The organism is Rhizobium sp. A37_96 (genome assembly GCF_053521765.1).
Window position 1 is genome coordinate 116,958 of sequence record NZ_JBNWDS010000011.1, and the last position, 13,095, is coordinate 130,052.

9 protein-coding genes are annotated in these 13,095 nt (G+C 60.2%); 8 read left to right on the forward strand and 1 reads right to left on the reverse strand.

Annotation, left to right across the window (positions count from 1 at the left end; genetic code table 11):
* Positions 1 to 11 precede the first annotated feature (11 nt).
* From ACQZ6J_RS23695 to ACQZ6J_RS23710, 4 genes are all read left to right on the forward strand, one after another.
* Positions 12 to 2,267: a TonB-dependent hemoglobin/transferrin/lactoferrin family receptor gene (locus ACQZ6J_RS23695; RefSeq protein WP_449085845.1), complete on the forward strand. Its 2,256-nt coding sequence runs from the start codon at positions 12 to 14 to the stop codon at positions 2,265 to 2,267.
* Positions 2,268 to 2,329: 62 nt separating this feature from the next.
* Positions 2,330 to 4,045 carry an ABC transporter ATP-binding protein/permease gene (locus ACQZ6J_RS23700; RefSeq protein ID WP_449085846.1) on the forward strand — a complete coding sequence of 572 codons (1,716 nt, stop codon included), beginning with the start codon at positions 2,330 to 2,332 and terminating at the stop codon, positions 4,043 to 4,045.
* Positions 4,046 to 4,068: 23 nt separating this feature from the next.
* Complete coding sequence (locus ACQZ6J_RS23705; RefSeq protein WP_449085847.1) at positions 4,069 to 4,821, forward strand: hypothetical protein; 753 nt, start codon at positions 4,069 to 4,071, stop codon at positions 4,819 to 4,821.
* Positions 4,818 to 5,651, forward strand: a complete 834-nt coding sequence (locus ACQZ6J_RS23710) for a ChaN family lipoprotein (protein ID WP_449085848.1) — start codon at positions 4,818 to 4,820, stop codon at positions 5,649 to 5,651. Before ACQZ6J_RS23705 ends, ACQZ6J_RS23710 begins: the two co-directional genes overlap by 4 nt.
* Positions 5,652 to 6,005: 354 nt before the next feature.
* Here ACQZ6J_RS23710 and ACQZ6J_RS23715 read toward each other — a convergent pair whose 3' ends face one another.
* Positions 6,006 to 6,656: a TetR/AcrR family transcriptional regulator gene (locus ACQZ6J_RS23715; RefSeq protein WP_449085849.1), complete on the reverse strand. Its 651-nt coding sequence runs from the start codon at positions 6,654 to 6,656 to the stop codon at positions 6,006 to 6,008.
* 158 nt (positions 6,657 to 6,814) lie between these two features.
* Here ACQZ6J_RS23715 and ACQZ6J_RS23720 point away from each other — a divergent pair, with 158 nt between their 5' ends.
* From ACQZ6J_RS23720 to ACQZ6J_RS23735, 4 genes are all read left to right on the forward strand, one after another.
* Positions 6,815 to 8,965 carry a TonB-dependent siderophore receptor gene (locus ACQZ6J_RS23720; protein WP_449085850.1) on the forward strand — a complete coding sequence of 717 codons (2,151 nt, stop codon included), beginning with the start codon at positions 6,815 to 6,817 and terminating at the stop codon, positions 8,963 to 8,965.
* Positions 8,966 to 8,975: 10 nt separating this feature from the next.
* The gene (locus ACQZ6J_RS23725) at positions 8,976 to 10,097 is read left to right on the forward strand and encodes an ABC transporter substrate-binding protein (RefSeq protein WP_449085851.1); all 1,122 of its coding nucleotides are present in this window, start codon (positions 8,976 to 8,978) and stop codon (positions 10,095 to 10,097) included.
* Positions 10,098 to 10,115: 18 nt separating this feature from the next.
* Positions 10,116 to 11,237, forward strand: a complete 1,122-nt coding sequence (locus ACQZ6J_RS23730) for a DUF2218 domain-containing protein (protein ID WP_449085852.1) — start codon at positions 10,116 to 10,118, stop codon at positions 11,235 to 11,237.
* Between the two features lie 316 nt (positions 11,238 to 11,553).
* Positions 11,554 to 12,837, forward strand: coding sequence for an NAD(P)/FAD-dependent oxidoreductase (locus ACQZ6J_RS23735; RefSeq protein WP_449085853.1), 1,284 nt, complete (start codon positions 11,554 to 11,556; stop codon positions 12,835 to 12,837).
* Positions 12,838 to 13,095: the final 258 nt, after the last annotated feature.

A 13,095-nucleotide genomic window follows, 5' to 3' on the forward strand; every position in this document is an offset into this window, starting at 1 on the left:
ACATAACGGTATTGACGACGATCTTTCTGGCCACCGCCGGCTCCGCTGCGCTCGCTCAGGACGTGCAGCCCATTGAACCCAGGGAGGGCGAGACGGTTCTCGACAAAATCGTCATTCTCTCGACGCGCAAGACGAAGCGCGTGCTTGACGTGCCGCAATCCATCTCCGTTGTCACACGCGAGGAACTGGAGGATCACGATGTTCGCGACATCCAGGATCTGGTCCGCCACGAACCCGGCGTCACCGTCGACCGGACGACCTCGATTACCAATCCATGGGGGCAGCTCAACAGCTTCAGCATTCGTGGAATGAGCGGCAACCGCGTTCAGCTGACCGTCGACGGATCGCGCGTGCAGGAGCGAATCACCGACGGAAGTCGCGACTTTTTCGACATGAGCAATTTCAGAGCCGTCGAGATCGTGAAAGGTCCGAACTCGGTGCTTTGGGGCGCGGACGCCGTCGGCGGCGCCGTGATGTTCCAGACGCTCGATCCCTCCGACCTCCTGACCGACCCGAGCAGACCGTGGGCTTTGCAGGTCAAGACGGATTTCAACAGCTTCGATAGAAGCTGGCGCAAGCAGGTGACGGGCGCTTATGACTTCGGCGACGTGGAAGTCCTCGGCAGCTATGGCCAGGTATCGGGCCATGAGGCGCGATTGAGCAATGCGCGCGCCGACGGCGGCGCATGGGGATGCACCCGCCTCAACTTCGGTTGCGATCGTCTTTTCCCAGCCGATACCACCGTCAACAACGCGCTCGGAAAAATCGTGTGGACGCCGGATGGCGACCATACCGTCAAACTGACGGGCGAATTGTTCGGACGCGATACCGACATTCTGCAGCTCTACGATTCCGGAGCATCCGCCACGGGCGTGCCGACGAAGACGGCATACAACAGCGATGCATACAAGCGGGACCTCGAAATGAGCCGCAAGCGGGTTGCGCTGGAGCATGAATGGCAGGTCGGCACCGATTGGCTTGATAGCATCGACTGGAAACTCTCCTATTCCGACCAGAGCCGCAAAACCGACAGCAACCAGCGCCGGATCTACTCGAACCGCTATCAGTTGCAGAACCAGTATCGCGACTACTCCGAGAACTTCCTCGCACTCGACATCCAGATGCAGTCGTCCTTTGACCTCGGCGACAGCAAGCACACCCTGACCTATGGTTTCGATGGCGATCGAAGCAAGGGCGACTATGCCGGCATAAACACCACCTACAATTCCCTGACGAACGTTACGACGAAGGCAATCAATCAAGGCTTCAGTTTCCCGCGCGTTACCACGGAACGCGCCGACTTCTATCTTCAGGACGAGATCAGCCTGCTGGATGACCGGTTGACGCTGACGCCGGGCGTCCGGCTCGCATACTATTCGATCGACCCGACAGGGGATGCGAGCTACCCGGGGCTGCCGGGCTATCGTCCGGAAAAGCAGGACAATCTCGAACTGATCAAGCGCGCCGGCGCCATCTACAAACTGACGGACAGCTACTCGGTCTATGCCAGCTACGGCGAGGGCTTCAAGATGCCGACCTCGGCGCAGCTGTTCCAGTCCAGCGACGATCCTTTCTCCGGATCGTCGATCATTCCGAATCCGAACCTCAAGCCCGAGTCGGTCGACAGCTATGAAGTCGGTTTCCGGGGCGAATTGGACAGGGGATACTTCACGGTCGCCACGTTCTACTCGAAATACAAGAACTTCATTCGCGGCTTGCAGCCAACGACGATCATCGATGACGGCGGGGTCCCGGTTGTTGGATACACCTCCGACAATGTCGAGGATGTGCGTCTTTGGGGTATCGAATTCGGCGGTGAATACGAGGTCATGACCGATACGACGATTTCCGGAAGCCTGTCCTGGAGCAAGGGACGCCAGCGTGTCGCGGCGACGGCCGCGGAGACGGCCTTCAACGGAGCGATGCCGATCAATGCGGTCATCGGGCTAAAGCATGTGATGCCGGAGTACGATCTGCAATTCGAGGTGTTCGGCACCTTTGCGGCGGGGCGGACCGAGAACGCGGTGGCCACGAACTTCCTCCCGTCCGGCTACGCGGTGTTCGATACCTACGCAAAATGGACACCGCGGAAAAACTTCGAACTGACCGTCGGCGTCGAGAACATATTCAACCGCCGCTACTTCCCAAGCAGCGTCACGGAATATGCGACCGTTGCACCATCGGCCATCACCGCGAACGTCAATCCGCTGGAACTCCAGACGGGTCCGGGCCGTGTCTTCAAAGTCGGCGCCACTGTTAGGTTCTAGTCATCGCCCGACAGCATGCGGGCACTGCCTGCCCGCATGTCCTTTCCAACCTGGAAGAGCGCATGCTTCATATTGTCAGGCAATTCATCAGGCTTCTCGGAATATGTATCCGAGCGCCCGGCGGCAAGGCGCAGGTGGCGCTTTTTGCCATCATCGTCGCCCTGGAACTCGGTTCGGTCTATGTCGGCGTCCGTCTTGTCCAGTGGACCGGCGAGTTCTATGCCGCCATCCAGAAGATCGACGGGCCGGAAACGGTGCGGCAGATCGGCGTTTTCGCGATCATCGTCGCCTTGAACTCCGTTCGCGGACTGACGGCGGACTACCTGCGCAAGAAACTCGAAATCGCCTGGCGCGGCGCCCTTACGGATCACGCCATCGATCTTTGGACCACGAACAAGGCATACTGGCATCTGGCGCAGTCGTCGACCGACCGTATCGACAACCCGGATCAGCGTATCGCCGACGATTGCCGCATCTTCATCAACAGGATCCTCGGTGAAGCGCTGGATCTCATCAGCCGGATCGTCGGTCTGGCTTCCTATCTCGCAATCCTCTGGAGCCTGTCGAATTTTCCTCTGTCACTGGGATTCATCGGTATCGATCTCCAGATCCCGCGATACATGATCTGGGCGGCTTTCATCTACGTTGCCCTGTCGACCGCCATCACGCATTTTCTCGGCCGGCCCTTGAAACGCCTGCTCTCCGAGCAGCAGCGCCGGGAGGCGAATTTTCGCTTCTCGATGGCCCGATGGCGTACGGCCTTCGACGAGGTTGCGCTCGCGAATGGGGAAACGGCGGAGAAGGCGACGCTTCGCGCGCGTTTCGACAATATCGCCGACAACTGGCTGAAGCTGATGAGACGTGAGCTCGCGCTTGGAGCATTCACCTTTCCATTCAAGCACACGGTCTTGCGCATCCCGCTATTCGTCGCCTTGCCGGGCTATATTGCCGGCCATGTCGCGTTCGGCGGCTTGATGCAGCTGAGCATGGCATTCTCGAACGTCGTGACCGACCTTTCCTGGTTCATCTTCTCATATCGCGATCTGTCGGAGCTTGTTGCGACGTCGTCCCGTCTCGACAGATTCATGCAGGCGGCCCAGGCCGAGGCGGCATACGACCGGGCCGGCTTCCGCCGGTCGAAGAGCGGCGACGCGCTCCGTCTTAAAAACGTCTTTCTGCAGACCCCCGACGGCAAGCCGCTACTGTCACTGCGTGAACTGACGATCGGGCCGGGAGAAACCGTCTGCCTTCGCGGTGCGTCGGGAATTGGCAAGACGATACTGACCAAGTCACTTGCCGGCCTGTGGCGCCACGGCAGCGGCGATGTCGCCTTCCCCGCCGGCAGATGGATGTTCCTGCCTCAAAAAGCCTATATGCCGGAAGGAGGCCCCTTCGCGGGTGCCGCCTATCCCTATCCCGTCGCAAGCTTCGACAGGCATGCGATCGCGGAAGTCCTGGGAGCGGTCGGCCTGTCCCGCCTCGTCGGCGAGGGCCTCGAGCCTGGCGCTCAAGGCGACGGCACTGACAGCTTGTCCGGCGGAGAGCTGCAGAGATTGGCGATTGCAAGACTGCTCTTGCATCGGCCGGACTGGGCGGTGCTCGACGAGGCAACCAGCGCCCTTGACGACGCGGCCGAAACCGAACTCCTTTCTCTGGTTCGAGAGCGGCTGAAAAACACCACGCTCATCCTCATAACGCATCGCCTGCCGGAGAAGCTGGCAGCCGCGCGTTTGATCAATCTCGACAACGACACCGAAAAGCTCGTTGCAACCGCATGAACCGAACAGCAGGAACGATTGACATGACCGAGACGCCGACACCGGCTCGCCGCTATATCGACAACGACCCGAAAGATGTCATCCTTCGACTGCCGGGGATCGGCAATCTGATGATTATCGGCAAGCGCCACGGCGCGACGCACGAGCGGATCGGAACTGTCGAAAGCGTGACCGAAGACAATGGCCTGCTGCGCTGCGGCGGCGTGGCCCACGACAGCTGCATCGACCCGGCGTCGATCACGAAGATCGTAATCGACACATCGAGCATCATGAACGAGAAGGTCTATCCCCGTATCGATTTCAACGGCGCGGACGGACTGCCCGTCTTCGCCGTGGTCGGCTTCGGCGGGCTGGAGCCGTTCGAGGCTGGGCTGGAAGGACTGGTCATGGCTGCAGACGCAAGCATCCCGGCAAGGCCGCCACGGCCTGAGCGCGCTCCGGTTTTACCGGAGGATCCGGCATTGGCGCCGCTCAACGCCGCGCTTTCGTCAGGAGCACCGATTACGATTGCGTTCGAGGCGACGGGCTTTTCCCAACGCTGGACTGGCGTGGTTCCAAAGGTCAGTCCCGGCATGGGTTTCATCAACGTCATGACAGAGGATTTTCATCTGCATCTGCTGGGTTCGACGGTTGGCCGCTGGCACGAGGAAAGACGAGGCGATGGCGTCCTCATCCGGGCGCTCGACCCAGAGGGCAGGCCGACGGGGCTCACCCTCTCCTCCGAAACCGCCGCGGCGTTCTCGGCACATTCGACGGCCTCGGAGCAATTGGCATGAGCGGATCATTTCATGCGGCGGGAAGCTGGCTGGTGCCGGCAACAGGTATGACCATCGAACATGGCACCTTGATGAGCGGCATGGCCGGCAAGCAGGCCGTGCTTCTGGGGGAGAGCCATGACCGATACGACATTCACCGCTGGCAACAGCACGTCCTTGCCGGTCTTCACGCCCACAAGAGCGCGATCGTCGTCGGCTTCGAGATGTTTCCGCGCCGGTCTCAGCCGATTCTCGACAAATGGGTCGCCGGTGGGCTCGATACGCAGAGTTTTCTTGAGGAGGTGGAATGGAAATCGGTCTGGGGGTTCGCTCCGGAGCTCTACCTGCCGATCTTTCATTTCTGCCGGCAGTTCAAGCTGCCGATGAAAGCTCTCAACTGCCGGCGCGCGCTGGTGACGGAGGTTGGAAAACTTGGCTGGGATGCCATTCCCTTGGCGGATCGCGATGGCGTTTCCCCCGCCCGGCCTGCAACGCCGGCCTATCGCCAGTATCTGTTCGACATAACGGGTGGCGCCAGACCGGACCGAAAGGCCGCCTCGGCGGACGATCCGGAGTTCGACCGCTTTGTGCGCGCTCAGCAGACCTGGGACCGCGCCTTCGCATGCAATATAGCCGAAGCTCACAGGACGGCGAATATGCCCCTCGTCGTCGGGATCATCGGGCGCGGCCATCTGGAATATGGATACGGCACACCGTTTCAGCTTGCGGACCTCGGCCTTGAAGACGTTGCGGTTTTGCTTCCCAGCGACGCCGCATTCGAGGCCGATCCATCGCGCGGCGCGATTGCAGATGCGATCTTTCGGCTTGATACCGGCCGCGAGAGGGACTGACCCGCTTGTCACGGGCGAGAAACTGGCTTGCCTGCTTTGGCCGGTATCGGAGAAAGATGTCGGTTCCTGCGTCTGAACAATGCCGCCATGCAAGCTGGCATGAAATCGTCTTGTCGATCCTCGTGTGATCAGATTCGTATCCGGGGGCCAGCCGCAGCGATAAGCCGCTGGCCGACCGGGCTCACGTTGAGACGACCCGCATGACTGGCGCGCCACGAGGGTGACTGAGCCTGCTGTCGCGCCCGATCCCACACGCACGAACCCGCACATCCGTAAGCGGGATATCAGCCTCGATCCCGACGTAAGTCTTATGCTCCTCACTTCGATGCAAACGCGGCGCCGGCACGTTGACGGCTAGATCTTTTCCCCATTCAATCCATTGACCAACCAGTGCCATGTCCTGTCAAAATGCACTTCTATACTCTGCCGCGAGTTGAACGCGTCGCTGCCCATCATTGCCGCGGCCGTCGGCAACGCGACCATACAGTGAATCAGATGATTGGCGATCGCCGTCGAGTCTCCCGCGCAAATCTCCCCCGCTTCCTGCGCGTTCGCAACCGCTTCGACCAGCTTCGCCATGATCGGGTCGGGCTGCGGCGGTATCGGCCCGCTCTTCTCAAAAACAACGGCCTCGCTGAAGGTGATGCGCTTCAATGCGATCAGTTCCGGCTCCATGTTGACGCGAAGAAGCTCGAGCATCAGGGACTTCAGGCGCTCAAGCGAATCTCCGGTGACCGGTGGCAGCTTCTCAAGTCTTGCAACGGCCCGCTTGTGCGCATGATCCACGACCGCTTCAAACAGCGTGACCTTCGAGGAGAAGCGGCGATAGACGGTATCCTTGCCTGCTCCGCAATGTGAAGCGACCTGTTCCATCGAGGTCCCGGCGAATCCCCTGCCGGCAAAGAGCTCGGTAGCGGCGACGATGATTCTTTCCGCCGCCGTATCCTGGTCCGCCTTCGGAGGGCGGCCTATTCTCGCCACCGTGCTCACGCTTCTTGCAACCATCATTTCCTCCGTCTTTTCGCCTCCCGACCAGTCTTAAAACGTTGCACGCCCTTGCCAACATAAAAGTTGACGAACGCATTCATATTAACTGGACAGGACGTACCCGTTTGATTTAATCAACTATCAAAACTTGAGAGCTTCGACCATGGGGATAATTCGTGAAGCACAGCCTTTCATTGAAGCATATTTTGCTGATATCCACTTTTCTCGTTCCAGTCACACAAGCAGCCGCTCAGGAGAGCAGCACGCAACTGGCGCCGATCGTCGTCCAGGGCGCAGGGAATGCCGGCGACACATCCACGAAAATCGTTGCGAAATCGGCTCGAACCGCAACAAAGACCGCCACGCCAGTCGCCGAGACGCCGCAATCGATCACGACGGTCACGCGCAGACAGATCGATGAGCAAAATCCGCAGACCGTCAGCGAGGCGCTTCGCTATACGGCCGGTGTCCTTTCGGACAGGGATACGAACTCCCGCTACGATTCCGTGTTCCTGCGCGGCTTTGGCGGATTTGGCACCTCGACCAATTTCGTCAACTATCTCGACGGATTGAAGCTGCCGCGCGGACAAGCCTTCGGCACGCCATCGATCGATCCGTTCTTTCTCGATCGTATCGAAGTCCTGAAAGGACCGTCCGCCCTCCTCTACGGACAGATCAGCCCAGGCGGCCTCGTCAACCAGGTCAGCCGTGAACCGTCGGATGTCCGTTCGAACGAGCTGCGCGTCGAGGGCGGAACCGACGGACGAATTCAAAGCGGGCTTTTCTCGACGGGGCCGCTGACGAGCGACGGCGCCTGGCAATACGGCGTTTCGATCGTCGGTCGCTCCGCCGGCACCCGTTATGACCATGTCGATGAAAAGCGCATCGGCGTTGCGCCATCGCTGAAATGGGAGCCGGACAAGGATACGTCGCTGGTCATTTCCGGCTATTATCAGCGCGATCCGGAAGGCGGCTATTTCAACTCGGTCTACCCGAAGTTCCTCGCTCTGGGAAACCTGGGCCGGTTCCTCGGGCCGGACTTCAACATCGGCGACCCGTCACACGATTCCTTCGAGCGCACGCAATATGGCGCCGGCTACAGGTTCGAGCACAACTTCAACGATGACGTCACGATCCGCTCGAATTTCCGCTATTCCGGCCTGGATGTCGACATGCGCTCGCTCCAGATGGCAGGCCCGATATCCGCCGCAGGCCTCATCCCCCGGTATGCCCTCCATTCGATCGAGGATGCCAGGGGCTTTTCCTTCGACAACCAGGCCGAGTTCAAGTTCGACACGGGCGCCGCCAAACATACCTTACTTGCCGGCGTCGATCTCCAGCACTCGACCAGCAGCTGGGAATACCTGATGGGCGGCGCGACTTCCATCGATGTCACGAACCCTGCCTACGGCCAGCCCGTCGGCCCGTTCGCGACCGTAATCAACAGCGATCAATCTCTCCGTCAGACCGGCATCTATCTTCAGGATCAGATCGAATTCGGCCAGCTGCGCGCCGTTCTGGGCGTGCGTCACGATTGGACGGATCAGGATTCGGACAATCTGCTGGCACATAGCTCGTCCGATCAATCGAGCAATGCGACGAGCTACCGCGCCGGTCTGCTTTACCTGTTCGACAATGGCATCGCACCCTACGCAAGTTATTCGACGTCGTTCGAGCCGGTCATCGGCACCGATGCCAGCGGCAATCCGTTCACGCCCACGAAAGCGCGGCAATACGAGGTCGGCATCAAATACCAGCCCATCGATATCGATGCGCTTTTCACCCTCTCCGCCTTCGACATCAGGCAGGAAAACGCCCTGTCTCCCGGCACCGTACCCGGCTTTTCCGTCCAGCAGGGCGAGGTTCATTCCCGTGGGCTGGAGTTCGAAGCGCGTGGCAACCTCACCGCCAATCTGGAACTCATCGGCGCGATATCCGTGCTCGACACGGAGGTCTCGAAATCCACCGACACGTCGATCATCGGCAATCGTCCCCAGGCCGTGCCGCGTTACTACGGCTCGCTCTGGGCAAACTACAGCTTCGATTACGCAGCATTGGAAGGTTTGAGCATCGGTGGCGGCGTCCGCTTCGTCGGCTCCAGCTATGCCGATGATGCCAACAAGGTGAAAGCCGAAGGCTATGCCCTGCTCGACGCGGCATTGAAATATGATTTCGGCGCGAAGAATCCGAAGTTCAAGGGTCTCGAAGCCACGCTGAACGTCACGAACCTGCTCGACAAGGACTATTACTCCAGCTGCAGCTCCAACTATTATTGCCAGTATGGCAATGGACGGACGGTTCTGGCTGGCCTGCGGTATAAGTGGTGAGGCGGCCCTGATGATAACGAGACGCCGGTTCTGCACATCCATTGCCACCGCGGCGATCCTTTCGCGGATCGAGCCCGCCCTGGCGCAGCCATCGCTCAAGGTCGTCGATCTGGCGGGCCGCGAGTTGCAGCTCGCCGCTCCGCCGAAAAGGATCATCCTGCTCGAAGCCCACGATCTGCTGACCATGTCCCTGCTGCATCCCGATCCGGCCTCGCTGGTGGTCGGCTGGGCCGCTGTGGACAGAATCGACAGCGAGCTTTTGCAGACACGCCTTCTGAACGGTCATTCGCCCAGTGTCGTCGGCAAGCAGACACCCGACACCATATCCCCGGAAGGACTGATCGGTCTCTCGCCGGATCTCGTGGTGACGAATGCCTTCATGACGCCCGATGGCGACAACAATCCTATGGTGGAGCGGCTGAGGCAGCTGGGCATTGCGGTGGCGTACAGCGACGCCGCGAGCAATAGCGAAACCGGCGGACAGGCAAGCGACCCGGTCGCCGAGCTCACGGCGTCCATGCGCATGTGGGGTACGCTTCTCGATGCGCCGGACAAGGCGGAGGCTTTCATTTCCTTCTTCGACAAGGAGCTGACCAAGATCGCTGCTCTCGTCAAGAATAGGCCGCCGGTGACGACCTATCTGGAAGTCCAGTCCACAGTGGACGATTGCTGCTGGGCGGCAGGGCGCAAGGTCTGGGGCGAGTTGCTGGCGCGGGCCGGCGGTCAACTCCTGCCGGGCGTGACAGCACCATGGTTCCAGCAACTCTCCCTTGAATATGTCCTGGCCACGCCGCACGACGTCTATATCGCTTCGGGCGGCGGCTGGGCCTCGGGCAGCCGTCCCGCCATCGGTCCCGGTATCGATCCGAAGCTCGGCCGCGAGGGCCTGCAACGGTTGGTCGATGGCAGAACGGGTTTCAGCCAGCTTTCGAGCGTCCGCAACAAGCGCGTCTACGGCATTTGGACGGGGCTGATCTCCAATCTGCCGCTGAATGTCCTGTTTGTCGCCCTGGCCGCCAAATGGCTTCATCCCGAACTATCCGCCGACCTCGATCCCGACGCAATTCTGGAAGCGATCAACAAGGACTTCGCGGCGTTCCCGATCGAGGGGCCGCTTTGGGTCTCGATCTGATTTATGGAGCCGGTTTCTATGAGTTCAACTGCCAATAGACGCTATAGCGCAAGCGCAGCGGTGCAATTTGCAAGGATTGACGAATATGTCGATCCGATCGTGGAGGCTATCGCAACCCACGACATGACCATCGAAAAGCGGGGCGCAGTCCACCACATCCGATCGCCGTTCGGGAAAGCCACATTCGAGGCCAGGCAGGGCGGTTTCAAACTGACGGTCGAAGCCACAGATCCCGGCGGGATCAACCGTTTGAAGCACGCGCTGGTCGGCCCGATCTGTTTCATTGCCGCACGCGAAAAACTGGATATCCGGTGGGAGGGCGACCACACGGCGCCTACTCTTCCCGACGATCTCCGGCTGCTGCATGTAAGATCGATCGAAGATATTACCTCCCGTTTCCGCCGGATAACCTTCAAGGGCGAGAACCTCGAGCGCTATGACCGCGACGACCAGCTGCACTGTCGGCTCATCTTCCAGCCACGCGGCATTGCCACGCCGCATTGGCCGATGCTCGACCATCTGGGCCATGTCGTCTGGCCGAGGAATTCCGCCGTTCCGACACGCGTCTACACAATCCGGCGCATCGACACCGGCCGGCAGGAGATCACAATAGACTTCGCGCTCCATGCACATGCAGGCCCGGCGACGCAATGGGCAATGGATGCCCGTGCGGGAGACCTGGTCGGTATTCTGGGACCTGCCGCCAACGGACCGAAGCCCGCAAAATTCCATGTGCTCGCCGGAGACGAAACGGCCTTGCCGGGGATTGCGAGAATCCTTGAATCTCTTTCCCGCGACGCCACGGGCCATGCGTTTGTCGAGGTGGACGGCAAGGCCGACGAGTTGCCGTTGGAATGCCCTTCGGGCGTGACGGTTCATTGGCTTCACCGCAATGGCGCCGCTGCGGGTACGACGACCTTGCTGCCGGATGCCGTCCGCTCGGTGCTATGGCCGAAAAACCTGGAAGAGGCGTTCTTCTGGGGCGGGTGCGAGCATAAGGCGTTCAGCGCAATCTACCGCTATCTGCGAAAAGAGATCGAGCTTTCGAAGGAGCGCTTCGTGCTCTACTCGCATTGGCATAGATCCCTCAGCGAAGAGCAGATCATTGCAACGGGCGCCGAGGCATACCTGCCGCAATGAATCGTCCCGTGCAGCCAACCGCTCGCTTCCTCTGGCGGAACGGTGGACTTTTGGTCTGATCCGTCATTCATGACCAGCCCTCTCGGTATGTGCTGGTTTATGAACATGGCTGCCGGCGGCCATTTCTACGGGCCGCGCACCTCGTTAGGCGGGGGACACGCATCGGGATTTGCAACGCCGGCTCCGCACGGCGGCCGCCAAGGCAGGACGGCACTTCATTCCGTCTCGGAATAACGTGTTGAGGAACACGCAATTTCTCATTGCCCCTATTTTGCTTATCTTGGCTTGATCCTCTGTCTGCCTGGAAGAAACCGTGATGCAAAACAATCCGCTGTCCCATGGGCTTTGGGAAAAAACTGCGCCAGCCCCGCCGAAAACGACAGTGCTTTCTACGGCAGCGACGACGGAAGTGACCATTGTCGGCGGCGGGTTCACCGGTTTGTCCGCCGCACTTCACCTGGCGCGGAAAGGCATCACCTCCACGGTTCTGGAGGCAGTGGAAATCGGGTTCGGAGCGTCTGGCCGAAACGTCGGCCTGATCAATGGCGGCATGTGGGTGATGCCCGACGACATTCCCGGCGTGCTGGGGGCCGAATACGGCGAGAAGTGCCTGAAGCTTCTCTCGGATGCCCCGATGGTCGTGCGCGACACCATCGATGAGTACGCCATACCGTGCGAGCTCGAGAGAAACGGAACCCTTCATCTTGCCGTCGGCGCAGGCGGGGTCGAGGAGCTTGATGCCCGTCACCGCCAATGGATTGCGCGCGGCGCACCTTTGGAGCGGCTCGACGCGGACGAGACGCGCCGCCGCGTGGGATCGGACGCGTATTCCGGCGCTCTTTTCGACCCTCGGGCCGGTACTTTGCAGCCGCTTGCCTACGTTCGCGGCCTCGCGACTGCGGCGATCAGAGAAGGCGTCAAGATTTTCACCAATAGCCCGGTCGTCTCCGCGGACAGGAGCGGCGCCGGATGGTTGGTCAAGACCGCCAGCGGCTCCGTATCCAGCAAATGGATCATCGTCGCCACCGATGCCTATTCGACAGGTCCTTGGAAAGTCGTCAGGGAGGAACAGGTTCATCTGCCCTATTTCAATCTCGCGACAGCCCCTCTTTCCGACAATTTGCGCAGGACGATCCTCCCGAACCGCGAAGGATGCTGGGATACCAAGGAGATCCTTTCGTCATTCCGCATGGATCAGCGCGGCAGGCTGGTTTTCGGAAGCGTTGGCGCACTGCGAAATTCAGGCCACGCCATTCATCAATCCTGGGCGAAAAGATCGCTGAAGCGCTTGTTTCCGCAGCTCGGAAACGTCGAATTTGAAACCGCCTGGTATGGAAAGATCGGAATGACATCGGATGCGGTTCCGCGCTTCCACAAGTTCGACGAGAACGTCATCGGCTTCAGCGGATATAACGGACGCGGCATCGCTCCAGGCACGACCTTCGGAAAGGTTCTCGCCTCCTACATTTCCGGCGAGATGAACGACGCCGGCCTGCCGCTGCCGATCAGCGAGCCGAAGACCGAGACGTTCAGATCCGTAAAGGAGGCATATTACGAGGTCGGCGCACAAATCGCGCACCTCGCGGATGCCCGATTCTAAGGACAGGCGAGGGCAGACCCCTCGCCGCTCCTTGCCGTCATGTCCTCGTTTTGCGATATTTCCGACATTTGCGATCAATGCCCCTGGCTTGACCGCCGCAGCCCCCAACCTTGCATCGCAAGAGCCCGACAACGCCGACAAAGTCCACCGGCTGCTTTGGACGCCAAGGTATCTGGATGATGGGTCATTAGCCACCTTTCTCCGCTCAAGGCACTCCCTATCCGACCCACATCATCATCTTTGGATAGTGATTCAAGT

What these genes read in the sequence shown, in the direction of transcription:
- ACQZ6J_RS23700 (WP_449085846.1), top strand. Translation starts at nt 2,330, where the DNA reads ATGCTTCATATTGTCAGGCAATTCATCAGGCTTCTCGGAATATGTATC.
- ACQZ6J_RS23705 (WP_449085847.1), top strand. Translation starts at nt 4,069, where the DNA reads ATGACCGAGACGCCGACACCGGCTCGCCGCTATATCGACAACGACCCG.
- ACQZ6J_RS23710 (WP_449085848.1), top strand. Translation starts at nt 4,818, where the DNA reads ATGAGCGGATCATTTCATGCGGCGGGAAGCTGGCTGGTGCCGGCAACA.
- ACQZ6J_RS23715 (WP_449085849.1), bottom strand. Translation starts at nt 6,656, where the DNA reads ATGGTTGCAAGAAGCGTGAGCACGGTGGCGAGAATAGGCCGCCCTCCG.
- ACQZ6J_RS23725 (WP_449085851.1), top strand. Translation starts at nt 8,976, where the DNA reads ATGATAACGAGACGCCGGTTCTGCACATCCATTGCCACCGCGGCGATC.
- ACQZ6J_RS23730 (WP_449085852.1), top strand. Translation starts at nt 10,116, where the DNA reads ATGAGTTCAACTGCCAATAGACGCTATAGCGCAAGCGCAGCGGTGCAA.
- ACQZ6J_RS23735 (WP_449085853.1), top strand. Translation starts at nt 11,554, where the DNA reads ATGCAAAACAATCCGCTGTCCCATGGGCTTTGGGAAAAAACTGCGCCA.